The following is a 21,562-nucleotide window of genomic DNA, read 5'->3' on the forward strand; positions in this document are numbered from 1 at the left end:
CGGGCTCTTCTCGTTAGAATGCCATTTGCCCGCATCGTTCTCTCAGAATGGATGATGCCATGAGTTCCGAACAACAGCAGACGCTTCCTCCGCAGGAGCAGGATCAGCAGCCCGGCCACGAGACGGAAATGAATCCGCGGCCCGATTACGAGCCGCGCTATCCCGGCAGCAATCGACTGCAGGGAAAGACCGTTCTCATCACGGGCGGCGACAGCGGCATCGGACGGGCCGTGTCGGTGCTTTTCGCGAGAGAAGGGGCCGATGTGGCCATCGTCTACCTGAACGAGACGGAGGATGCCGAGGCCACCAAGAAGCTCGTGGAGCGGGAAGGGCGCACCTGCCTGACCATCGCGGGAGATGTCGGCGATCCGTCTTTCAGCCGGAAGGTCGTGGATCAGGTAATCGAACGCTTCGGCAAGCTCGATGTGCTCGTCAACAACGCCGCCGAGCAGCATCCGAAGGGCGACATCGCCGAGATCAGCCCCGAACAGCTCGACCGTACGTTCAGGACAAATATCTTCGGCTATTTCTACATGACGCAGGCCGCCATGCCTCACCTGAAAGAGGGATCGGCCATCATCAACACGACTTCGGTGACAGCCTATCGCGGCAGCTCGAATCTCTTGGATTACAGCTCCACCAAAGGCGCCATCGTGGCTTTCACGCGCTCCCTTGCGCAGAAGCTCGCAGAAAAGAAAATTCGCGTGAACGGCGTAGCGCCCGGACCGATCTGGACGCCGCTGATCCCTGCCACGTTCCCGGCTGAGAAGGTAAAGACCTTCGGCTCCAACACGCCGCTGAAACGTCCCGGGCAGCCGAACGAGGTGGCGCCTTCCTTCCTGTTCTTAGCCTGCGAGGATTCATCCTATATCACGGGTTCGATCCTGCATCCCAATGGCGGTGACGCCACCGAGTCCTGACAAACGAAAGGCGGCTCACGTGAGCCGCCTTTTTCAGGAAGAGAATTGAGTGTCGTTCAGCGGCCGCGGCGCACACGCACCGGGACAGGAGCGGGGCCGGAAACGGTCACTGCGAAGAAGAGCATCATGGCGGAGAGGGAAGCGCCGATCATGAAGAGGGCTTCTGCTACCTGAGCCTGGGACGCCATGCCTGTGACGGCGGCGAGCAAAGTAAGAATGGAAAACATAAAAAACGCGCGCAGTGCAATGGAACGGGTCATCGGCATATCTCCCAAGTCTTGTGGAAAAACGTATCCATTCGACGTCGGTTCCATACTCACAAGGAGCGCGGCCAATACTTCAGCATAGGTTGTGGAAACTGATGAAGCTCGAGTCCTTGAGCGGAACCGCACAGTCGCGCTTGGCGTTGTTCTGACGTCATCGGCTTCACGTCGATTAAGTAATGCGAGGTAACACCATGCTTGGTTGGGCAGTCACGTTTCTGATCATCGCGCTTGTTGCGGCTCTCTTCGGTTTCGGCGGTATTGCCGGGACGGCAGTCGAGATCGCCAAGCTCATCTTCTTCGTCGCGATCGTTCTCTTCGCCATCTCGGCTGTGATCGGTCTGCTGCGCGGACGAAGCCCCATGTAACCGGGGCATAAACCGACTTGAAAACGCCGCCCATTGAGGCGGCGTTTTTTATGTGCTCTGAAGAGAAAAAGGATCAGCCCTGAAGCGCCGCGCGGGTCATGCTGTCGGGGCCGAGATCGTCGATGTCGTTGACGTTCAGAATTGCAGCGAGGCGAATGCGAGCCCGGTTCACGCGGCTTTTGATGGTGCCGACCGCACAGCCGCAGATCTCCGCAGCTTCCTCGTAGGAAAAGCCGGAGGCGCCAACCAGCAGCAGGGCCTCGCGCTGATCGGAGGGAAGCTGGGCGAGGGCGACGCGGAAATCCTCGAAATCGAGGTGCACGCCCTGCTCGGGCTGGACCTTAAGGCGACCGGCGAAGGAGCCGTCGGGATCTTCGACCTCGCGACGGCGCTTGCGGTATTCGGAATGGAAGAGGTTGCGCAGGATCGTAAAGAGCCAGGCATTGAGGTTCGTACCCGGTTCGAAGCGATGGAGGTTGGACAAGGCCCGCAGCAGCGTGTCCTGGACGAGATCGTCCGCCTTGTCGACTTGTCCCGAAAGCGAGATGGCAAAGGCACGCAGGCCTGGAACGGCCGCTAGAAGAGCCTCCCGCAGATCGGGCTCTGAGGTCATTGAGACCCCTCTTTCTTGGTGGGCACTTTATCCAGCTGGTCCAGGAGATCCTTGAAGCGGTCCGGGACGGGTTGCTGCATCAATTCGTCATACATGGCGCGCAGCTGGTCGCCGATGCGTTTCTGGCTTCCGCTATCGAGTTTGGGGTCGGTACCAAGCGTTGCACTGGTCGATGCATCCGGGAGCGCCCGGACCAGCTTGTTACCGTTTTCACCTGTCATCTGATTCCCCTTGCCATCCCGTACTTTATTAAGGGATAGCCAACCTTGGCAGTATCCGTATATTCATTTTCGAGCAATAACGCTCGGTATCCCTCACGGTTCCAACATGGAACTTTTTCAGCTTTGCCGAGTTGAATGGACCATCGGTACAACGATTCAAAAGCACATATAAGGGGAAGCGAATGTCGACAGCTCAGCTTGTCGTCCAGCATTTACCATACCTCCGCCGCTACGCACGAGCTCTCACAGGCAGCCAAATGGCTGGCGATGCCTATGTGGCAGCCACCCTTGAGACGCTGGTCAGCGAGCCCGAAACCATCGGGCCATCCGGCAACGTCAAGGTCGAGCTTTTCCAAGTTTTCACGCGCATCTGGAACTCGCTTTCGGTGAACGGCCGCAGCGAGCAGATCCAGCGCGATCTCCCGGCGGAAGTTCGCCTGGGCCAGATCACTCCTTTGCCGCGTCAGGCATTCCTCCTTTCCTGTCTAGAAGGCTTCGGGGAAGAGGAGGTCGGCCAGATCCTCGACGTGGACACCAAGACCGTCCGCGACCTCGTCGACGAAGCAGGCCGCGAGCTTGCCGCCGATATGGCGACAGATATTCTCATCATTGAGGATGAACCGCTGATCGCCATGGATCTCGAGGCGCTCGTCGAAGGTCTCGGCCATAACGTGACCGGCGTCGCCCGTACGCGCACAGAGGCAGTGAAGCTGGCTTCCGCCAAGCAGCCCGGCCTCATCCTCGCCGATATCCAACTCGCCGACGGCAGCTCTGGTCTCGACGCGGTGAATGACCTCCTGAAATCCTTCGAGGTGCCGGTGATCTTCATCACCGCCTACCCCGAGCGGTTCCTCACGGGTGAGCGGCCGGAACCGGCCTTCCTGATCGCCAAGCCTTTCCAGCCGGCCAACGTGTCGGCGGTGATAAGCCAGGCCCTGTTCTTCCAGCAGAGTGCCCGCCGGCGTGAGGTTCGAGCCGCCACGGCCTGAACCCAGCTCGACTAATATAACTGCTAAGTAATCGCCCGGCTCAACAGCCGGGTTTTTCTTTTGTCATGATGTAATCGGCATAAAAAAAGACGGGCTCAAAAGCCCGTCTAAAGGTGCCGGCCAATGCACAAGGGGAATGCGGGGAGGACCAGGAGGCCGGTACCTAAAGAACGCCCCGTGGAAAATAAAGGTTCCCACTTTTTTTCTTGCAATATCCTGAATGGGTGCTTAGGAACCGCGAAGATGAGGCTGCGTTGTTTTCTCGAATAGTTTAGCTGAGAAAGCAGGAGAGAGGGAATGCTCCGCGCCTCCATCACGTTGGTTGGCCTAGCTGGGATTAGCTTCCTCGCGGGCAGTTTTGCTCTCGCGAATTCGGAGCCCGATACCTTCACGAAGTCCAAGGACATTCTTCGGGTGGCGATGACGCAGCAGAATGCTGTCAAAGGCGACAGGCTGGCTGTTTGGGATGGCGATGTCCAGCAGAACACCGTTTCCATCGTTGAGGTGGTCGGGCTGACCCAAGCAACGGTGATCCTGCGCGGCGGCAATGGCGAAGTTCTCTATCGCTCCGATCCGCGTTCCGGAACGACCATTTTCTCAAAGAATACCGATCTGCCTATCCTTACTATGAAGGAAGAGACGCAGGGCCCCGCAGTGGAGCATCCGCCTGTCACCCGCCGCGAGGGCAGCGAGGAGATCCGCAAGCCGAAGCGCACTACGCCGGTGGGATGCATGGGTGATGTGAGCCCCCTTGCCAGGGCAAGCGCAAGCCGGATGCCAAGCCTTTGTCTCGCGTCGCTGGAGCATCCGCTGATCTGACGGCAGGAATGATGAAACGGCCCCGTCCAGTACGGGGCCGTTTCCCTTTTAGTGTTGCATAGAGGAGCTTGTTCAGCTTTTGGTTGTTGTGGGAATTCTGAATTCGTGTAGCGCGGGTCGGTATGAAGAGGGGCATTATTAAAGAGTATTCATTTTAAGGCGGCTTAATTTATACTCGATGACAATTATTTGATGCTCTGAAATATGGGAACGATTTCTGGCGAGTGACGTTCATCTCCCGCGCAATAAGGCGCACAACGCGATCCAATGTACACCCAGGAGAATTCGCAATGCTGAAGAAGCATATGGCAGCTTGCCTCGTCGTAACGGCTTTCGCGGCTGTGCCGGCCCTTGCTCAGACCTCGCCCGCGCCATCGGCCCCGACGGACCGTCCGGCTGCCACCGGCACGGGTACTACCAATTCCGGCTCGCCGGCCATGCAGCCCGGCACTGTGAGCCCGTCGACGAACTCGTCCGCGTCTATGAGCCAGGGTAGTGCGTCGCAGGGTCAGTTCATGACCCAGATGCAGGCTAATCAGATGATGGCGTCCGATCTCATCGGCACCCGCGTCGTCAGCTCCAATAACGAGTCGATCGGCGACATCAACGACGTGATCGTGGACCGTAACGGTCAGGTCCTGGCTGCCGTGGTCGGCGTAGGCGGCTTCCTCGGAATTGGTGAGAAGAACGTGGCCGTCCCGTACGACTCGCTGGAATTTGCCAACGCTCAGCAAGCGAAAGCCATGGATAGCAGCAACAACGGCGTAGCCACGACCGGTTCGACGGCCACGGGTTCTACCGCTGGCCAGAACACGGCGGCTCCAGCAACCTCGACGGTTTCCAGCTCGGCCTCGGCCAATGAGCCAGAGCGTGTTGTCCTGCGCATGACCAAGGCTGATCTTCAGGCTGCCCCTGCCTTCGACAAGAAGGCTGGAAAGGACAACGCGACCACGACGGGTACGACGGGCGCATCCGGCACGACGACGACGGCTCCCAAGCCCTAACCGGCAGCTATCGGGAAGACAGCGGCACTCCGGTCTCCGGGGTGCCGTTTTCTTTTTAAGCCCGTAGAGCAAAATAAAAGGCGCAGCCATTCATGGCTGCGCCTTTAAAAGTGCCAGTCCGAGGGGGCATTCGAACCGGTCGAAACTAGAACGGTATGAGGTGGCCTCCGGTTCCTGGAAAATATTGAAAATTTTTCGCGGGCCTCTCGAAGCTCGGCATTTCCTGGAAGGCCAAGGGTTTCGAGAACTTCACGCCGCAGCAGGAACCCGCGCTTGGCGCACACGTTGCCGAAACAAGAATGATGCGGAGGCGACAATGACTGCGACGAACGAATTGGATGCTGCGTTGTGCCAGGAAGAGTTGCCGGACGAGTTTTCCCGCCTGTCTTCCAGTTCTTCTCCTTATGACCGGCACAGCGCCGCGTTCGTCTTGAGCGGCATCGTGGCCAATAATCAGCAGGACGACGTCACGTGCCCCTTGATGCTGAGGCGTCATCTGGTCGTGCAGGCCTGGCCCCGGTCCTTTGCTCCCGGCGTTCAGCGTCACGTTTAATCCTCAAGTCATAGGTTTATTGTGGTGATGACCAGCGTAGACAGATCCTTCAACAGGCACGATGCGGTTGCAGTGCTCTTTCACCCGAGTGCCGTACCGGTCATCGATGTTTTCCGGTCGCTGGGAAGCCTGGAGGATCAGTACGACCTAGCGCTTCTCGATAGTCCCGAGACAGCCTTGTCCAGGTTTCTCGATCCAGGACTGGCCAAGGGCATCGTTTCGGACGCGCTCCTGCTTGCCTTCTCCCTGACCCGTCAGCGGGGGAGGCCGTTTCATTTCCGTCCTGTCGGTTCGCGGCAAGGTTCCGTCGATGAGTACTGCCTTTTGACCATGATCGCCGCATCGCATCAGGTTGGGCCGGAGGTCACGCAGGAAGCGGCCTTCGTTCTCGACGTTCAATCATTGGACCCTCTGAAGCCCTTGACCGGGGAGATCATCCGTCAGATCGATCTTGGGACAATCGTTTTTCAGGTGCCGAGTCTGTCCGATTTCCGGGCCATGCTTGGAATGGACGATGCCAGGACTGACGTGATCACGGAATGGCGGTTCGATCCCGCTCTGCATTTTAAGCAATAAGTCTTTTCGTTTTTCGTAATCGGGTAAAGTTAAAGGGGCCGTCCAGCGGCCCCTTTACTGCGATTGCCATGCGGCAATGCTATTCCTGAGTGCCGCGGGTGTTACCCGAGGCCTGACCGCCCTTACGGCCGGCTTCCGAGGCCAATTCGCGATCCTGCGAGAAGGAACGCTTTTCAGCCGGAACGCTCTTCCCGCCTTTGCTTGCGATCTCACGCTGACGGTCAGAGTCCATGGACGCGAAACCGCGCTTAGAAGTCGAACTACTTGGCGCCATCTTATGCCTCCTTAACGAATGTGTTCATGGTTGAACAACCGCTCTCAAATTCGATGGTTCCGGTTGGGAAGGCGCAACCTTTGCAAAAAGTTTGAAGAATAAAGTCTGCCCCGATGGAAGAAGGGTTGAGCTTTCTTGTCGCACCCAAATAATTGTGGCGACTTTTTGTTTATGAGCAACCAAGGATATTTTGCGGCATCGCAAAAATCAAAAGCACAAAGCATGGGATATTTAAGAAGATCGGTCGCGCGCCCTCGGTTTATTGAAAGCTGCGCGAGTCTCCCGCACGGAACCCTAAGCATCCCCTGGAAGAGTGAGACATCAATTCATCGGTCGAATATGAAGAATATTCTTGGCTTCAAGCTGGAGCCATCAGGGGCGGCCGGTTTGACTCGGGGATGGATTCACTCTGGTTCGTTCCTCTCTCCCAGCACTTCGCAGGCTCGAACTGCTCCAAGGCCTGCCAACAGCTCAAGCTCGCAAGAGAGATGATCGATGCCCGATCTCGGTGTATGAGCATCGGACCCATGGATGACGAGAGGGCAGGATGACCTACGACGACACCAATGTTTTCGCGAAGATCCTCAGAGGGGAGCTTCCCTGTCACAAGATCTACGAGACGGATCAGGTTCTGGGCTTCATGGACATCATGCCGAGAGGCGAGGGCCATGTGCTGGTGATCCCGAAGACCAAGGCCCGCAACATCCTCGACGCGAAGCCTGAAGACGTCGCGGAACTCGCCAAGGCGGTTCAGGTCGTGGCCCGCGGGGTGAAGGAGGCCTTCTCCGCCGATGGCGTGACTGTCCAGCAATTCAACGAGAGCGCGGGCGGGCAGGTGGTGTTCCACCTCCATGTCCATATCATCCCCCGCTTCGAGGGCGTGCCGTTGAAGCCGCATACGGGGCAGATGGAGGCCAATGACGTGCTGGCGGATCATGCGGCCAGGATCAGGAGCGTTCTCGGCGCTTGAACGAGAAGGGCGGTTCGCGACCGCCCGTACTTCTTAAGGAGCCCAGTCGAGGGAGCGGGCGACGGCCTTGTCCCATTCCGCGTTGAGCTGGGTGCGGCGCGAGGCCTCCATCGACGGGGTCCAGCGCTTGTCGATGGCCCAGTTGCGGGCGACCTCTTCCTTGCTCGTCCAGAATCCGACGGCGAGGCCGGCCGCGTAGGCGGCGCCCAGGGCCGTCGTTTCGATCACTTTGGGGCGCACCACCGGCACATCAAGGACATCGGCCTGGAACTGCATCAGCAGCTCGTTCACCACCATGCCGCCATCGGTGCGCAGGTCTTTGACCGCGATGCCCGTGTCCTTGACCATGGCCTCCAGTACCTCGCGGGTCTGGAAGGCCGTGGCCTCCAGGGCGGCGCGGGCGATATGGGCCTTGTTGGCGTAGCGCGTCAGCCCGCCGATCAGGCCGCGGGCGTGGGAGTTCCAATGCGGGGCGTAAAGGCCGGAGAAAGCCGGCACGATGGTCACGCCGCCATTGTCCTCGACGCTGCGGGCGAGCGGCTCGATATCGTGGCTTGCCTGGATGATCCCGAGATTGTCGCGCAGCCACTGCACCAGGGCGCCCGCGATGGCGATGGAGCCTTCCAGCGCATAGACCGGCTTCTCGTTCCCGAACTTGTAGCCCATCGTCGTCAGCAGGCCGCATTTGGACGGGTAGGGCGTCTCGCCGGTGTTCATGAGCATGAAGCAGCCGGTGCCGTAGGTGTTCTTGGCTTCGCCCGGCTGGAAGCAGGCCTGGCCTACGAGAGCCGCCTGTTGGTCGCCGAGGATGCCTGCAATCGGCACGCCGGCCAGATTGTCGGTCGCGACGCCATAGACCTCGCTCGACGAGAGGATCTTCGGCAGGCAGGCGCGGGGAATGTCGAAGAGCGAAAGGATCTCCTCGTCCCATTCCAGGGTGTTCAGGTTCATCAGCTGCGTGCGGCTGGCATTCGTCACGTCGGTGATGTGGCAGCCATTGTCGATGCCGCCGGTCAGGTTCCAGACGAGCCAGGTGTCGATATTGCCGAACAGAACATCGCCCGCCGCAGCCTTCTCCCGCGCACCGGGCACGTTGTCGAGCAGCCACCGCAGTTTGAGGCCCGAGAAGTAGCTCGCGAGCGGCAGGCCAGTCTTGACCCGCAGGCGGTCATAGCCGCCGTCAGCAGCGAATTCCTCGACGATGGAATCGACGCGAGTGTCCTGCCAGACAAGCGCGTTATGGAGCGGCTTTCCGGTGCGCTTGTCCCAGATCAGCGTGGTCTCGCGCTGGTTGGTGATGCCGATGGCGGCGAGGTCCTGTGGCTTCAGGCCCTTCTTGTCCAAGGCCTCAAGGATCACTCCTTGCGTGTTGCGCCAGATCTCGAGGGGATCGTGCTCCACATGCCCGGGCTTGGGATAGATCTGCTCGTGCTCCTTCTGGCCGACGGAGACGATGCTGCCGGCGCGGTCGAACACGATGAAGCGCGAGCTGGTCGTGCCCTGATCGATAGCGCCGACATACTGAGCCATGATGAATCCCCTGGACGTTTCTTATTGGGCAGCGACGGATGCAGCCTTGTGCTTGGCGATGTAGGCGTCAATCCTCGCCGGAGCGTCGGCGGGCACATGAAGCCCGAGCTTCGAACGACGCCAGAGGATATCCTCGGCGCTGCGCGCCCATTCGCGGCGCATCAGGTAATCGACCTCCGCGCCCGTCAGGCCGGCGCCGAAATCCTCGCCGAGATCGGCCATGGACTTGGTCTGGCCCAGCAACTCATCGATCCGCGTGCCATAGGCGCGGGCGAGGCGATGGGCCACCTGCTCCGGCAGGAAGGGCCAGCGCTGGCGCACGGTCGCGAAGAAGCGGTCGAAATCTGCATCCGGCATGTCGCCGCCGGGCATCTTCGCATTCTCGGTCCAGGACGGCTTCATGTTCGGGAAGAAGGTCTTCAGCTCATCGAGCGCGTGCTCGGCAAGCTTGCGGAAGGTCGTGATCTTGCCGCCGAAGATCGACAGAACCGGCGCCTTGCCGCCTGCCGTGTCCATGTCGAACACGTAATCGCGGGTGACGGCGGAGGCGTTGGAGGAGCCGTCGTCAAAGAGCGGGCGCACGCCGGAATAGGTCCAGACCACGTCCGTGGGCGTCACCTGCTTCTTGAAGAAGTGGTTCACGACATTGCAGAGATACTGCACCTCGTCCGCGCTGATCTCGACCTTCTTGTCGGGCACGGATTCCACGGGGATATCCGTGGTGCCGATGAGCGTGAACTTCTCCTGATAGGGAATCGCGAACACGATGCGCTTGTCCGTGTTCTGCAGGATGAAGGCTTCCTTCGTGTCGAAGAGCTTCGGCACCACGATGTGGCTGCCCTTCACGAGGCGTACGCTCTTCTTGGTGTTGAGGCCGAGCTTGGCATTCAGCACGTCGGCGACGAAGGGGCCGCCCGCATTGACGATGACCTTGGCGCGGACATCCTGCGTCTGGCCGGTCTCCGTGTTCTCGAGCGTCGCCACCCAGATATCGCCCTCGCGGCGGGCCGAGGTCAGCTTGGTGCGCACGCGGATATCCGCGCCCTTCTCGAAGGCGTCGATGGCGTTGAGCGCCACCATGCGGCTGTCCTCGACCCAGCAATCGGAATAGACGAAGGCCGTGTCGAAGCCGGGCTTCAGGGCCTGGCCTGCGGGATGGCGGGTGAGCTTGATGCCTTCCGTTCCCGGCAGCTTCTTGCGCGGGGCGAGGTGGTCGTAGAGGAACAGGCCGAGACGCACGAACCAGGCCGGGCGGATGCCCTTCTCGTGGGGCAGGATGAAGCGCAGCGGCCAGATGATATGCGGAGCCGAATTGAGCAGGCGCTCGCGCTCGAACAGGGCCTCGCGGACAAGGCGGAACTCGTAATATTCGAGATAGCGCAGGCCGCCATGGATCAGCTTCGTCGAGGCGGAGGAAGTATAGCCCGCCAGATCGCCCTGCTCGCAGAGCACCACGGAGAGACCCCGGCCCACCGCATCGCGCGCGATGCCCGCGCCATTGATGCCGCCGCCGACGATGAGAAGATCAGTTACTGCCGTCACGGAACGCGTCTTTCTTCAAAAACCAAGCAATTATGTAGCTCAGCACATGAGTTCTTTAGCCGTCTAACGCAAGTGGATTTTCGGGATTTTCCCGATCCTTTTGAAACAACAGCACGGCAACAAAGAAGCCCAGGGAGAGAAGGGACATGCCTAAGCACATGATCATGACCGAACTGTAACTGCCTGACCATGCCCAGAGCGCCCCGAACAGGAATGGGGCGGCAGCCGTGGTGAGGCGGATCGGCATGGCGATCAGGCCCTGGACCGTGCCGTAATCCTCGCGCCCGAACAGCTCTGGCGGCAGGAGGGCCCGCACGATGGTGATCATGCCGTTGGCCGCGCCGTAGAGAGTCGCGAAGGCGATGATCGTCCAGAACCCAACTGAGATGAAGGGCAGGAGGGCAAAGGCCATGACGGCGATGATCATGGTCGCAAGGCCGATCGCCTTAAGGCTCAGGCCCCGCTCGCCGAAGCCTGTCAGGAAGCGCGCCGCCACCTGGGCGGGGCCGATGACCGTGTAGGCGGCCACGGCAGTCTCGATGGGGAAGCCCTTCTCGAGGACCATGGGGATCAGGTGGACGGGAATACCGGTAGAGAGGATGCCCTGGAGAACGAAGGCTCCGACGAAAAACCAGAAGGCGGGACGGCGGAGAATCCGGTGCGGATGGGATGCGGGCTTTATTTGACTGGCTGTCGTGCTCTTCCTTTCGCGGCGAACGGCCGGAATGGTGACCGCATGGACAAGGGTGCAGATGCCGATGTTCAGGGCCGCCAGGACCAGGAGAGTACCCCGCCAGCCATAGAGCTCGATGGACCAGTGGAGGAGGGGGATGAAGATCGTGCTGGCGAACCCGGCAATGAGCGTCATGATGGTGATGCCCCGGCGGGTCTGTACGCCGAGATGAAGCGTCAGCACGGCAAAGCTCGCCTCATAGAACACGGCGCTCATGACGGCCCCGATGCCGAGCCAGATCAGCACGATGGTGAGGTATTGATCGGCATGGGCCCAGAAAGCGAGAAGGACGGCGGCGAGGGCGGAGCCCCCGGTCATGACCCAGCGGCCATAGCCCTTATCGATCAGGCGGCCGACGGGCACGGCGCATAAGGCGAAGGAAACGAGGGCGAGGGAATAAGCGCCCCCGAGCGCCGATTTCGACCATCCCAAGTCCCGTTCCATCTGCTCGATGATGAGCGCGAAGGAATAGAAAACCGTCCCATAGGAAATCAGCTGGGTGAACGACAGCGCGAGGAGAAAGCGCCACGGCATTTGGACGGGGGAGGACATCGCTGGCCTTTCAGCCGGGGAGACTTGTCGATCGGCGGCAGGATCAGAATCGGAGTCTGAAGCCGCCTAAGGGTTCTCTTAGCAGATCGACCTGCCGGAAGCTCGAAATCCATGTATCCGCGAGGTGGAAAAAATGGTTCGCGGAGCCGATCCCCACGATCCTTGCGCCGGCTCGCCGACCAGCTTCGATGCCGGCCTGCGCATCCTCGAAGACAATGGCCTCGCTTGCCTCATGGCCGAGGCGCTTCGCTGCCAAGCGATAGCCTTCGGGATCGGGTTTGCTGCGAGACACGTCCTCGGCTGCGATAAGGATTTCAGGCTGGGGCAGGCCTGCGGCCGCCAGCCATTGTTCCGCAATGAAGCGCTTCGCCGAGGTCACGATGGCCCATTCACCGGAGCGAAGTTGGGAAAGAAACGCCTTGGCGCCCGGCACGGCTTTGATCCCGCTCGTTTCCATGGCGGCCTGTTCGTTGATCCAGTCCGTCTCGGCAACCTGGTCGACGCCCTCGGGCGCGAAAAGCTGGATCGTCTCGGCAGCCTGCCGCCCATGGGCCTTGGCCAGCACCGCATGCCCGTCGAGACCATGCCTGCCGGCCCAGCGGTGCCAGATGCCTTCGATCACTCCATTGGAATCGATCAAGGTGCCGTCCATGTCGAACAGGAAGATTTGCCCCTGCATGGCTGCGCGTTTCCCTCTTGAACATCCTCACCGAAGACGTTCTTTTGTTTCGAAACTTATGTCATGCCCTCTGGCTGACGGATAGGTCTGTAGGGGCGTCCCAACGATCCTTCTCGCAGTACTTTCTGTGCATTGAATGCCGACCTGCGATCAGTGACTTCCAAAGAACAAGCGAGAACGGCCTCGCGGCGTGTTTCGCCCGAGGTTTGCTGGTCGAGGGAGGGCGCGAGGAGGCGTCCGGCTCGTTGTGTGTTTGTGTGAAGAACCTGACGGCTCCTCGCGCACGGCTTTTTTAGGCGTACACCGCGTCTTTCAGCGGAGGGCCTCCCGTCAGCGGGCTTGCGACACCCACAGCAGGACCGTGCCCGATCCCACAATCACGACGCCTCGCGAGCGCGCCCCTCGGTGGATCAGGCTGGGGAAGGGTATAGCCAAGGTTAGGATCATTGTCAAGAACAAATGCAGAACATATCGTTGCGCCTACCTCACCTCAAGCGGTCATCCCGGACGGAGCGCAGCGCAGATCCGGGATCGTCATCAGAAGAGAGCGCTGTCATTCCGGGGCCGCGCCGTAGGCGTGGAAACCCATAACCACGGCGTTGCAAGAAAAGCGCTTCGATCTGCACAGCCTTATCCTGTACATGCGGTGGTTATGGGTTCCGGGCTCTCGCTAACGCTCGCCCCGGAATGACAGAAGGGCGCACCTCATCCTGCACCCGATCCCGGAGCGGTCCTGCCATTCGGGGATGACGGCGGTGGGTCGGGCGCCTCTCATTGACTTTTTGACACCGAGCCTTCATATGAACGGCACGGCGTCAGCGCTCGATGAACGAGCCGCTTGAGCGGGACTGCGTGACGGAAATTCGCTGATCAGTGAAAACCCGGTCCCCTTCTTCAAACGCTTGACCCATATGACGGCCCCATCACGCGGGTTGTCTCCCAGAGCCATGAAGCGCCTTGAGCGTATAGCCGAACCTGCTTTCCGGCTCACCGCATCCGTTCGAAAGATCTCCTTTGACACTCTTTACCGATTTCGGATTGGCCCAGCCGATCCTGAAGGCCTTGTCCGCTGAGGGCTATGAGAAGCCCACGCCGATCCAGGCCCAGACCATTCCCTATGCCATGGAAGGCCGCGACGTTTGCGGCATCGCGCAGACGGGCACCGGCAAGACGGCGGCCTTCGCGCTGCCGATTCTTCACCGCCTCAACGACAACCCGAAGCCGCGCAAGCCCAAGAGCCCGCGCGTGCTCGTGCTCAGCCCGACCCGTGAGCTCGCCGGCCAGATCGCCGACAGCTTCCGCGTCTATGGCCGCAACCTGCGCCTTTCCACCGAAGTGGTGTTCGGCGGCGTCACCATTTCCCGCCAGGAGAAGGCAATCGCTCAGGGCGTCGACGTGCTCGTCGCCACGCCCGGCCGTCTGCTCGACCTCGTGGATCGCAGGGCGCTGAACCTTCGCGATATCGAGATCCTCGTCCTCGACGAGGCCGACCAGATGCTCGATCTTGGCTTCATCCATGCGCTGAAGCGCATCGTGACCATGCTGCCGAAAGACCGCCAGAGCCTGTTCTTCTCGGCCACCATGCCGAAGACGATCTCGTCGCTGGCCGACTCGTTCCTGCGCAATCCGGCCCATGTGGCGGTGACGCCCGTCGCCACCACCGCCGAGCGTGTGGAGCAGAGCGTCATGTTCGTGCAGACGGGCCGCAAGCAGGTTCTGCTCGAGACGCTCCTGCGCGACCCAAGCATCGACCGCGTGCTCGTCTTCACCCGCACCAAGCACGGCGCGGACAAGGTCGTGCGCGGCCTCGACAAGGCCGGCATCGTGGGCGCCGCCATTCACGGCAACAAGTCGCAGCCGCAGCGCGAGCGTGCGCTGGCCGGTTTCCGTGACGGCTCCTGCCGTGTGCTGGTTGCCACCGACATCGCCGCGCGCGGCATCGACGTCGAGGGCGTGTCCCACGTCATCAACTACGACCTGCCGAATGTGCCGGAATCTTACGTCCACCGCATCGGCCGTACGGCCCGCGCCGGTGCGACGGGTCTCGCGATCTCGTTCTGCAACGACGAGGAGAAGGCGTACCTGAAGGACATCGAGAAGCTGACGCGCCTGAAGGTGCCGGTCATGCCGCTGCCGGAAGGCCTGCCCGCAGCGTCCGCTGCTCCTGAACCTTCCGAGCGCCGCGAGCACCAGCGCGGTCGCCCGGCGCCGCATGCACGCGGTCATAAGGGCCACGGCCAGTCGCGCAGCAGCGATCCGAACGCCGACAAAGGCCCCCAGCGCCGTCGCAGCCGTGGCGGCAAGCCCGGCGGTCAGTCGCAGGGCAACGGACAGGCTGCCGGTCAGCAGCAGCGTTCCGCTCAAGGCGAGAGGCCCGCACAGGGCCAGCGCCCGCAGCAGCCTCAGCGCGCCGCACAGGGCAAGCCCGGCCAGCGTTCCGAAGGCCGCCGCGGCGATGGCGCGCAGGTCGCATGGCTCGACAAGAGCCCGCGCCGCCGCTGAATAAGCACAGCATAAAATGAAGAAGGCGCCTGAAAGGGCGCCTTTTTTGTTGTGTGTTTTGGTTGAGAGAGACGCTCAATAATTTCCGACATTGATGATGTTGCCGTCGGGGTCCTTGAACCAGGACACACGCATGCGGCCTGAAACATGGATGTCGCCCTCGAGCGTGGTGCCGGGCATGTCGTAATGCTCGAAGGTCACGCCCTTCGCTTTAAGTTCGGCGATGATGGCGTCGAGGTCGTCACCCACGGGCCATGTGACGGCGGTGGCTTGGTTGGTGCCTGCGAATGCGGACTCATAGACGATGATCGTCGATGAGCCTGCGCAATAGGCCTGAACGCCGCTCTCCTCGGTCTCAATCGGCTCAAGCCCGAGCGTCTGCTCGTAGAAGGTTTTAGCTCTCGCCAGATCCTTTACCGGAACGGTCGCCAGGGCATCCTTGGTCGCAAGCTTCGATGGGCTCATGTCAGTCTCCGTCAGTGATAAGGATCCGCCGCGTCGCGCAATCCGTCGCCCATGAAATTGAAGGCGAGGACGACGATGATCACCGGCACCATGGGGAAGAGCAGCCACGGATGCAGCTGCACGGCGGCGAGGTTCTGCGCTTCGTTGAGCAGCACGCCCCAACTCGTGACTGGCGGGCGAAGGCCCAGGCCTAGGAAGGAGAGGGCGGTCTCGCCGAGGATCATGGACGGGATCGAGAGCGTTGCGGAGGCGATGAGATGGCTCATGAAGTTGGGGATCAGGTGGCGTGCGATGATGCGCTGCTTCGATGCGCCCATCAGCTCCGCCGCCTTCACGTAATCCTCTTCGCGCAGCGACAGCAGCTTTGATCTGACAGCGCGGGCAAGGCCCGGCCAATCGAGCAGGCCGAGAATGATCGTGATGCCGAAGAAGACGAGGATCGGGCTCCAGTTGGCCGGCAAAGCCGCCGAGAGCGCAAGCCATAGCGGCAGCTCCGGCAATGAGCGCAGAATCTCGATGACGCGCTGGATCACGTGATCCACCCAGCCGCCGAGATAACCTGCAAGGCCGCCGAAGAAGAGGCCCAGCGTGAACGATACCGCGATGCCGATGATGCCGATGGTCAGCGAGATCCGCGCGCCGTAGATGATGCGCGAGAAGAGATCGCGGCCCAGGCGGTCCGTGCCGAGAATGAACATCGTGCCGTTCTCAGGCGGGCAGAAGAGGTGGATGTCGGAGTTGATGAGGCCCCAGAACTCGTAAGCATCCGCACGGCAAAAGAAGCGGATCGGTTGCGGTTGGGACCTATCGACCGTGTAGACGCGCCGGAACGTGTCCATGTCGAAGGTGAACTTGTAGGGATAGACGTAGGGACCGATGAGCCGCCCTTCGTGCATGAGGTGGATGCTCTGCGGCGGGGCATAGAGGAAATCGCCGTGGCGCTTGGTCTGGTTGTAGGGCGCGATGATTTCGACGAAGGGCACCATCAGATAGAAGAACAACAGGATGATGGCCGCCGCCAGCGCCACCTTGTGACGGCGGAACTTCCACCACATGAGCTGCCAGGATGAGGCGCGGTAGAAGGCTTCGTTCTCCGAGCCCAGCGGCTCCGTCGCGCCGGGATCGAAGGGGGCCGGATCCACATAATGTTTTTTAAGCGGGGGAAGCGTGTTCATCGTGTGCCTCCCAGGCGGATGCGAGGATCGAGCCATGCCAGCAGAATGTCGGAAATCAGCATGCCGACAACGGTGAGCATTGCCACGAACATGAGGATGAAGCCGGCGAGGAACTGGTCCTGGCTTTTAAGCGCACCCAGCAGGATCGGGCCGACGGTTGGCAGGCTCAGTACGAGGGATACGAGCACCGAACCCGAGACCAGATGCGGCAGGAGATTGCCTATATCCGCGACGAACGGGTTGAGCGACATGCGGAACGGGTATTTCAGCAGCGCCTTCGTGGGCTCCAGTCCCTTGGCCTTTGCCGTCACGTAATATTGCTTGCCCAGTTCATCGAGCAGGTTCGCGCGCATGCGCCGGATCATCGAGGCCGTGCCCGCGAGACCGATCACGATGGTCGGTACGATAAGATGCGAGAGCAGGGACTGGATCTTGCCCCAGGTCCATGGCTCGCCCGCATATTCCGCATCGTAGAGACCGCCGATGGACACGCCGAACCAGCGGTTCATGTAATAAAGCAGGATCAGGCCAAGCAGGAAGCTCGGGGTCGCAAGGCCGATATAGCCGACGAAGGTCGCGGCGTAATCGCCGGCGGAATATTGCCGCGTGGCCGAATAGATCGCGATGGGGATCGAGACCACATGGATGAAGATCACGACTGCGAGGTTCACGAGCAGCGTCAGCCATAACGCATCGCCCACCACATCGACGACGGGCTTGTCGAACTCGAAGGACCAGCCCCAATCGCCCTGCAGGAGGCCGGAGAAGCCGTTGGGGCCGGGCATCACGCCGAGCCAGATCAGGTATTGCTCCCAGGCCGGGCGATCGAGCCCGTATTGCTTGATGAGAAATTCCGCCTTGGCGATGGCGGCGCTGTCGCCCTGCGCCCGCAGCTCGGTGATCAGGTTCGACAGGAAGTCGCCCGGCGGCAGTTTGATGATGAAGAACACGAGGGCCGAGATGATCAGCAGGGTCACCGCCATGGTGACGAGGCGACGCAACAAAAAGCGGATCATCTGCGGGCCTCTTTGCCGACGGCTTTGTTCCAGAAGATTTCATCTACCCGGTAGATCCCGAGCATCGCGGTCGGCTCCCAGGAATAGAGCGCCTTCTCCGGCAGGCCCTGGAGGCCGTTGCGCGTGACGATAGGCTGAAGCGCGCCTGCTACCGTGCCGATGATCCATTGGTTCTCGGCATGATTGCGAAGCATGTCGCGCCACACTTGCTCCTGCACCTTCTCGTCGCTCGTGGACATCCAGGTGGAGTAGAGTTCCGCGAGGCGTTTGGCTTCCGGCATGTCGATGGGATCGCCGTTCATGCCCTTGGTCTCGACATACTGGCCCCATTTCGGCCAAGCGTAATTGTCCTGGCGCATGGGCGCGAATTCGGTCGGCGGCATGATGGCGGTGGGGATGGCATTGTCGAAGCCCGGCGCCGCCACTATCACGGTCAGCCCGGCGAATGCCCGGTTGCGCAGCACGGTACGGTCCTGCGGCTTCACGAAAAGCCGTATGCCGATCTCGCGCCAGAATTCGCTGATGAGCGTCAGGCCGTCCACGACGAGGCTGCTTTCTCCGTCCGTCTCGACGATGATCTCCAGCTCGCGCCCGTCCGGCAGAAGGCGGATGCCCGCGCCGTTGCGCTTGGTCAGGCCGATCTCGTCAAGAAGCCGCGATGCTTCGCCAGGATCATAGGTGGCGTTCAGCGTGCGCAGCTCCGGCGTGAACAGCGGACTTTCCGAGACGACCGTATTGTTGCCTTCCGTGCCCAGCCCGAAGAGCAGGGCGTTGTTCAGCGTGTTGCGGTCGATGCCGAGGGACAGGGCGCGTCGGAAGCGGATATCGCGGTTGAGCTCACGCCAGACCGGATCGACGGCATTGAGGTTGGGATAGAGCGCAAGCTCAGTGCCGCGCGCATAAGGCCAGATCAGAGTCTTGTAGCCGTGAATTTTCTCGCCTTCCTTGAGCACCGGAATGTCGCTCATGGTCAGGCCTCGGAACAGCAGGTCCGTCTCGCCCGCATTGGCCTTGGCGGCAAAGAGGCCAGGGGCCGAGACATCCATGATGATACGGTCCACGTAAGGCAGCTGGTGCCCCTGGTTGTCGATGCGGTGATAATAGGGATTACGCTCGAAGACGAAGCGGTTGGCGGGCGCGGCGTTGGTCACGCGCCAGGGCATGAGGGTGGGCAGATCGGGATTGGTCTGCTCCTTCATGTCGTCCATGCGGTTGTGCAGGGCCGCCCAGGATTTCAGCTTCTGCTTCTTCGCCTGCTCTTCGAGGCCAGCCTTGTCGGCATATTTCGCGTGGAACTGCTTGAGATATTTCGAGGCCCGATAGATCGCCGGATCGAGCGGCCCCGCGAGCTGCGGCAGGAAGCGCGGATTGGGCTTGTCCCAGGTGTAGCGAATGGTGCGCTCGTCGACGACCTCGAAGCGTGGAGGCTTCCCGTCCACCAGCATGAATTCCGGCGGGCCTGCGGGCGAAAGATCCTTGTTGTTCGCCACGTCCTCCCAATAGTAGCGGAAATCTTCCGCCGTGAAGGGCGACCCATCGGACCAGCGATGACCGGCGCGCAGGGTGAAGGTGAAAACCTGATCGTCCTGGCTGTCGAAGCTCTCCAGCAGGTCGGGCTGCAGCTGAAGCTGTCGGTCATAACCGACGAGGCGCGTATAGGCATAAGTGGAGATGTAGCGAATATCGCGGGCGCGCGGTATGAGGGTGATGATGTTCCCGCCCGGATGACCGGCGGTATTCACCACGAGCGGCGTCGAAGGGATGCGCTCGGCGACCGGGGGCAGCTTCTTCTCCGCCTTCTCGAAGAAGGGCGTCTCCTGCATCGTCTGCGCGCAGAGCGGCAGAGGAAGCAGGCCTGCGAGGGTGGCGATGACGAGTGACTTCGTCCTCATAGAGTTCAGCATCACGCAGCCTCCTGTGCGGTCAGGCGCCCCAGGCGTATTTTATGGCCGGGCTCGATTTCCTTCATCACGCCGAATTCGCCTTCCGGGATGCGGAAGGGTTCGGGCCATTCCGAGGGGTTCGAGAAGCGGTCCGCCCGCAGCTTCGCGAAATCGAGCGGGCGGTCGATGTCCGGGTCGGGCACGGCGGCGAGCAGCGCCTGCGTGTAGGGATGAACCGGGTTGCGGAAGAGCGATGATTTCGGCGCTTCCTCGACAATATAGCCCCGGCACATGACGGCGATGGTATCGGCGATGTAATCCACGACCGCGAGATTGTGCGAGACGAAAAGGTAGGACAGGCCGAGCGCCGATTGCAGGTCTTTGAGCAGGTTCAGCACCTGCGCCTGCACCGATACGTCGAGCGCCGAGACCGGCTCGTCGCAGAGCAGCACACGGGGCTCTAGCGCCAGCGCCCGCGCGATGCCGAGGCGCTGCCTTTGGCCGCCGGAAAAGGAATGCGGATAGCGGCGAAGCGAGCGCTGATCGAGGCCCACCAGATCGAGCAGCTGCTTGACGCGATGATAGCGCTCGTCCGGAGTGCCGATGCCGTGGATTCGCAGCGGCTCGGTGAGAAGCTCGTAGACCGTCATGCGCGGATTGAGCGACGAGAACGGATCCTGGAAGATGAACTGCACGGAGCGGCGATAATTCGTCAGCGCTTCGCCTTCGAGTTGGTGCACATCTTTCGGGCCGGTGCCGTCATCGAAGAGCACGTGTCCTGCATCTGGCTGGAGCGCGCGCATGATCATCTTCGATACCGTGGTCTTGCCGCAGCCGGACTCGCCCACGAGGCCCAGCGTCTTGCCGACGGGCAAGGTGAGGTCGACTCCATTCACCGCGTGGATCGTGCGGGTTTTACCAGAGAACCAGCCGGACCGGAGCGTGTAGCTTTTCGCCAATCCCTCGGCCTTGAGGATCGCACCTTTGGGCTGGAGACGGTCGGGCGCATGAACCCTGGCAAGCTCCGCGCTCTTGACCTCGCGGATCGGTGTCAGCCGCTCGCCCTCGGCCATGGCGAAACGCGGAACGGCGCGCATGAGGGCTTTAAGATAATCATGCTGCGGATTGCGGAAGATCGTCTCCCGCTGACCCGATTCCATCACGCGCCCGCGATACATCACCACCACGTCGTCGGCGACGTTGGCGACGACGCCGAGATCGTGCGTGATGAGAAGCACCGACATGCCGGTCTCAGCCTGCAGCTCCTTGATGAGGTCGAGGATCTGCGCCTGGGTCGTCACGTCGAGCGCGGTCGTGGGCTCGTCGGCGATCAGAAGGGCAGGGCGGGTGATCAGCGCCATGGCGATCATCGCGCGCTGGCGCAGTCCGCCGGAAAGCTCGAACGGGTAGGTGCGCAACGCGCGCTTCGGGTCGGGAAAGCCGACGCGGGCCAGCACCTCGATGGTGCGCTGGCGGGCCATGGCCTTGTCCACGTCGTCGTGGATCAGCAGGGCCTCGGAAATCTGGTCGCCGATGGTGTGGAGCGGCGAGAGCGACGTCATCGGCTCCTGGAAGATCATGGCGATGCGCCCGCCGCGCAGGGCATGCATAGCATCGCTCTCGGGCTTGAGGGCGGCGATGTCGATGGTGTCGTTGCGCTCGGGATCGTTGAAGATGATCGAGCCGCCGGTGATCTTCGCCTTCTTCGACAAGATCTGGAGGATGGCCTGGGCTGTCACGGACTTGCCGGAGCCGGACTCGCCCACCAGCGCCACGGTCCTGCCCTTCGGGATATCGAAGGACAGGCCGTCGACCGCCCGGAAGTCTCCGGTGTCGGTATGGAAATCGACCATCAGCTGACGGATCGACAGGAGCGGCGCTTCCATAAACTCCTCCATAAACAAAGTCATAACGC

Annotated in this window: 22 protein-coding genes; 9 read left to right on the plus strand and 13 right to left on the minus strand. The window is 61.2% G+C overall.

Annotated elements, in window-relative coordinates:
- Positions 1-59 precede the first annotated feature (59 nt).
- Complete coding sequence (locus AB4Y85_RS16570) at positions 60-920, plus strand: SDR family oxidoreductase (RefSeq protein WP_441986023.1); 861 nt, start codon at positions 60-62, stop codon at positions 918-920.
- 56 nt (positions 921-976) lie between these two features.
- Here AB4Y85_RS16570 and AB4Y85_RS16575 read toward each other — a convergent pair whose 3' ends face one another.
- Complete coding sequence (locus tag AB4Y85_RS16575) at positions 977-1,180, minus strand: hypothetical protein (protein ID WP_441986024.1); 204 nt, start codon at positions 1,178-1,180, stop codon at positions 977-979.
- Between the two features lie 197 nt (positions 1,181-1,377).
- On the opposite strand from AB4Y85_RS16575, the gene AB4Y85_RS16580 reads away from it, so the two are divergent.
- The gene (locus AB4Y85_RS16580; protein ID WP_009494036.1) at positions 1,378-1,551 is read left to right on the plus strand and encodes a DUF1328 domain-containing protein; all 174 of its coding nucleotides are present in this window, start codon (positions 1,378-1,380) and stop codon (positions 1,549-1,551) included.
- Positions 1,552-1,624: 73 nt separating this feature from the next.
- On the opposite strand, the gene AB4Y85_RS16585 is transcribed toward AB4Y85_RS16580, so the two are convergent.
- Together AB4Y85_RS16585 and AB4Y85_RS16590 are read right to left on the minus strand one after the other, a co-directional pair.
- Positions 1,625-2,164, minus strand: coding sequence for a sigma-70 family RNA polymerase sigma factor (locus tag AB4Y85_RS16585; protein WP_441986025.1), 540 nt, complete (start codon positions 2,162-2,164; stop codon positions 1,625-1,627).
- The gene (locus AB4Y85_RS16590) at positions 2,161-2,385 is read right to left on the minus strand and encodes a NepR family anti-sigma factor (protein ID WP_441986026.1); all 225 of its coding nucleotides are present in this window, start codon (positions 2,383-2,385) and stop codon (positions 2,161-2,163) included. The genes AB4Y85_RS16585 and AB4Y85_RS16590 overlap by 4 nt, the downstream gene beginning before the upstream one ends.
- A gap of 182 nt (positions 2,386-2,567) precedes the next feature.
- Here AB4Y85_RS16590 and AB4Y85_RS16595 point away from each other — a divergent pair, with 182 nt between their 5' ends.
- The 5 genes from AB4Y85_RS16595 (at position 2,568) to AB4Y85_RS16615 (ending at position 6,326) form a co-directional block, all read left to right on the plus strand.
- On the plus strand, positions 2,568-3,374 hold the full coding sequence (locus tag AB4Y85_RS16595; protein ID WP_441986027.1) for a response regulator: 807 nt from the start codon (positions 2,568-2,570) through the stop codon (positions 3,372-3,374).
- A gap of 297 nt (positions 3,375-3,671) precedes the next feature.
- Positions 3,672-4,193 (plus strand): hypothetical protein, encoded by a 522-nt coding sequence (locus AB4Y85_RS16600; protein ID WP_441986028.1) that lies wholly within the window; start codon positions 3,672-3,674, stop codon positions 4,191-4,193.
- 290 nt (positions 4,194-4,483) lie between these two features.
- The gene (locus AB4Y85_RS16605; RefSeq protein WP_441986029.1) at positions 4,484-5,197 is read left to right on the plus strand and encodes a PRC-barrel domain-containing protein; all 714 of its coding nucleotides are present in this window, start codon (positions 4,484-4,486) and stop codon (positions 5,195-5,197) included.
- Between the two features lie 316 nt (positions 5,198-5,513).
- The gene (locus tag AB4Y85_RS16610; protein WP_441986030.1) at positions 5,514-5,750 is read left to right on the plus strand and encodes a hypothetical protein; all 237 of its coding nucleotides are present in this window, start codon (positions 5,514-5,516) and stop codon (positions 5,748-5,750) included.
- 24 nt (positions 5,751-5,774) lie between these two features.
- Entirely contained in the window at positions 5,775-6,326 is a 552-nt protein-coding gene (locus tag AB4Y85_RS16615; protein ID WP_441986031.1) for a hypothetical protein, read from the plus strand.
- Between the two features lie 79 nt (positions 6,327-6,405).
- On the opposite strand, the gene AB4Y85_RS16620 is transcribed toward AB4Y85_RS16615, so the two are convergent.
- Positions 6,406-6,600 carry a general stress protein gene (locus tag AB4Y85_RS16620; RefSeq protein WP_441986032.1) on the minus strand — a complete coding sequence of 65 codons (195 nt, stop codon included), beginning with the start codon at positions 6,598-6,600 and terminating at the stop codon, positions 6,406-6,408.
- Between the two features lie 547 nt (positions 6,601-7,147).
- On the opposite strand from AB4Y85_RS16620, the gene AB4Y85_RS16625 reads away from it, so the two are divergent.
- The gene (locus AB4Y85_RS16625) at positions 7,148-7,570 is read left to right on the plus strand and encodes an HIT family protein (RefSeq protein ID WP_441986033.1); all 423 of its coding nucleotides are present in this window, start codon (positions 7,148-7,150) and stop codon (positions 7,568-7,570) included.
- A gap of 33 nt (positions 7,571-7,603) precedes the next feature.
- Here the strand turns inward: AB4Y85_RS16625 and glpK are convergent, their stop codons facing one another.
- Genes glpK through AB4Y85_RS16645 form a run of 4 tightly spaced genes read right to left on the minus strand, consistent with a single transcriptional unit; the run spans position 7,604 to position 12,606 of the window.
- A complete protein-coding gene (gene glpK, locus AB4Y85_RS16630; protein WP_441986034.1) occupies positions 7,604-9,100 on the minus strand; it encodes a glycerol kinase GlpK in 1,497 nt (498 codons plus the stop codon).
- Between the two features lie 21 nt (positions 9,101-9,121).
- On the minus strand, positions 9,122-10,642 hold the full coding sequence (gene glpD, locus AB4Y85_RS16635; RefSeq protein ID WP_441986035.1) for a glycerol-3-phosphate dehydrogenase: 1,521 nt from the start codon (positions 10,640-10,642) through the stop codon (positions 9,122-9,124).
- 55 nt (positions 10,643-10,697) lie between these two features.
- Positions 10,698-11,927 carry an MFS transporter gene (locus AB4Y85_RS16640; RefSeq protein WP_441986036.1) on the minus strand — a complete coding sequence of 410 codons (1,230 nt, stop codon included), beginning with the start codon at positions 11,925-11,927 and terminating at the stop codon, positions 10,698-10,700.
- Between the two features lie 43 nt (positions 11,928-11,970).
- On the minus strand, positions 11,971-12,606 hold the full coding sequence (locus AB4Y85_RS16645; protein WP_441986037.1) for an HAD-IA family hydrolase: 636 nt from the start codon (positions 12,604-12,606) through the stop codon (positions 11,971-11,973).
- Between the two features lie 1,014 nt (positions 12,607-13,620).
- Between AB4Y85_RS16645 and AB4Y85_RS16650 the strand changes: the two genes are divergently transcribed.
- Positions 13,621-15,108 carry a DEAD/DEAH box helicase gene (locus AB4Y85_RS16650; protein WP_441986038.1) on the plus strand — a complete coding sequence of 496 codons (1,488 nt, stop codon included), beginning with the start codon at positions 13,621-13,623 and terminating at the stop codon, positions 15,106-15,108.
- 75 nt (positions 15,109-15,183) lie between these two features.
- Here the strand turns inward: AB4Y85_RS16650 and AB4Y85_RS16655 are convergent, their stop codons facing one another.
- Genes AB4Y85_RS16655 through AB4Y85_RS16675 form a run of 5 tightly spaced genes read right to left on the minus strand, consistent with a single transcriptional unit; the run spans position 15,184 to position 21,533 of the window.
- Positions 15,184-15,573, minus strand: coding sequence for a VOC family protein (locus AB4Y85_RS16655; RefSeq protein WP_441986039.1), 390 nt, complete (start codon positions 15,571-15,573; stop codon positions 15,184-15,186).
- An 11-nt stretch (positions 15,574-15,584) separates the two neighbouring features.
- Positions 15,585-16,748, minus strand: a complete 1,164-nt coding sequence (locus AB4Y85_RS16660; RefSeq protein ID WP_441986040.1) for an ABC transporter permease — start codon at positions 16,746-16,748, stop codon at positions 15,585-15,587.
- Positions 16,745-17,764, minus strand: coding sequence for an ABC transporter permease (locus tag AB4Y85_RS16665; RefSeq protein ID WP_441986041.1), 1,020 nt, complete (start codon positions 17,762-17,764; stop codon positions 16,745-16,747). Before AB4Y85_RS16665 ends, AB4Y85_RS16660 begins: the two co-directional genes overlap by 4 nt.
- Entirely contained in the window at positions 17,761-19,668 is a 1,908-nt protein-coding gene (locus AB4Y85_RS16670; protein ID WP_441986042.1) for an ABC transporter substrate-binding protein, read from the minus strand. The genes AB4Y85_RS16665 and AB4Y85_RS16670 overlap by 4 nt, the downstream gene beginning before the upstream one ends.
- Positions 19,668-21,533 carry an ABC transporter ATP-binding protein gene (locus AB4Y85_RS16675; RefSeq protein WP_441986043.1) on the minus strand — a complete coding sequence of 622 codons (1,866 nt, stop codon included), beginning with the start codon at positions 21,531-21,533 and terminating at the stop codon, positions 19,668-19,670. Before AB4Y85_RS16675 ends, AB4Y85_RS16670 begins: the two co-directional genes overlap by 1 nt.
- Positions 21,534-21,562 lie beyond the last annotated feature (29 nt).

The organism is Microvirga sp. 2YAF29, from assembly GCF_052114605.1.
Taxonomy (GTDB): domain Bacteria; phylum Pseudomonadota; class Alphaproteobacteria; order Rhizobiales; family Beijerinckiaceae; genus Microvirga.

Excerpts from the sequence above, each read along its gene's own strand:
- AB4Y85_RS16575 (WP_441986024.1), bottom strand. The coding sequence starts at position 1,180 with ATGACCCGTTCCATTGCACTGCGCGCGTTTTTTATGTTTTCCATTCTT.
- AB4Y85_RS16600 (WP_441986028.1), top strand. The coding sequence starts at position 3,672 with ATGCTCCGCGCCTCCATCACGTTGGTTGGCCTAGCTGGGATTAGCTTC.
- AB4Y85_RS16675 (WP_441986043.1), bottom strand. The coding sequence starts at position 21,533 with ATGGAAGCGCCGCTCCTGTCGATCCGTCAGCTGATGGTCGATTTCCAT.
- AB4Y85_RS16595 (WP_441986027.1), top strand. The coding sequence starts at position 2,568 with ATGTCGACAGCTCAGCTTGTCGTCCAGCATTTACCATACCTCCGCCGC.
- AB4Y85_RS16655 (WP_441986039.1), bottom strand. The coding sequence starts at position 15,573 with ATGAGCCCATCGAAGCTTGCGACCAAGGATGCCCTGGCGACCGTTCCG.
- AB4Y85_RS16645 (WP_441986037.1), bottom strand. The coding sequence starts at position 12,606 with ATGCAGGGGCAAATCTTCCTGTTCGACATGGACGGCACCTTGATCGAT.
- AB4Y85_RS16660 (WP_441986040.1), bottom strand. The coding sequence starts at position 16,748 with ATGAACACGCTTCCCCCGCTTAAAAAACATTATGTGGATCCGGCCCCC.
- AB4Y85_RS16670 (WP_441986042.1), bottom strand. The coding sequence starts at position 19,668 with ATGCTGAACTCTATGAGGACGAAGTCACTCGTCATCGCCACCCTCGCA.
- AB4Y85_RS16605 (WP_441986029.1), top strand. The coding sequence starts at position 4,484 with ATGCTGAAGAAGCATATGGCAGCTTGCCTCGTCGTAACGGCTTTCGCG.
- AB4Y85_RS16585 (WP_441986025.1), bottom strand. The coding sequence starts at position 2,164 with ATGACCTCAGAGCCCGATCTGCGGGAGGCTCTTCTAGCGGCCGTTCCA.
- AB4Y85_RS16625 (WP_441986033.1), top strand. The coding sequence starts at position 7,148 with ATGACCTACGACGACACCAATGTTTTCGCGAAGATCCTCAGAGGGGAG.
- AB4Y85_RS16570 (WP_441986023.1), top strand. The coding sequence starts at position 60 with ATGAGTTCCGAACAACAGCAGACGCTTCCTCCGCAGGAGCAGGATCAG.
- glpK (WP_441986034.1), bottom strand. The coding sequence starts at position 9,100 with ATGGCTCAGTATGTCGGCGCTATCGATCAGGGCACGACCAGCTCGCGC.
- AB4Y85_RS16665 (WP_441986041.1), bottom strand. The coding sequence starts at position 17,764 with ATGATCCGCTTTTTGTTGCGTCGCCTCGTCACCATGGCGGTGACCCTG.
- AB4Y85_RS16610 (WP_441986030.1), top strand. The coding sequence starts at position 5,514 with ATGACTGCGACGAACGAATTGGATGCTGCGTTGTGCCAGGAAGAGTTG.
- AB4Y85_RS16620 (WP_441986032.1), bottom strand. The coding sequence starts at position 6,600 with ATGGCGCCAAGTAGTTCGACTTCTAAGCGCGGTTTCGCGTCCATGGAC.
- AB4Y85_RS16640 (WP_441986036.1), bottom strand. The coding sequence starts at position 11,927 with ATGTCCTCCCCCGTCCAAATGCCGTGGCGCTTTCTCCTCGCGCTGTCG.
- AB4Y85_RS16580 (WP_009494036.1), top strand. The coding sequence starts at position 1,378 with ATGCTTGGTTGGGCAGTCACGTTTCTGATCATCGCGCTTGTTGCGGCT.
- AB4Y85_RS16590 (WP_441986026.1), bottom strand. The coding sequence starts at position 2,385 with ATGACAGGTGAAAACGGTAACAAGCTGGTCCGGGCGCTCCCGGATGCA.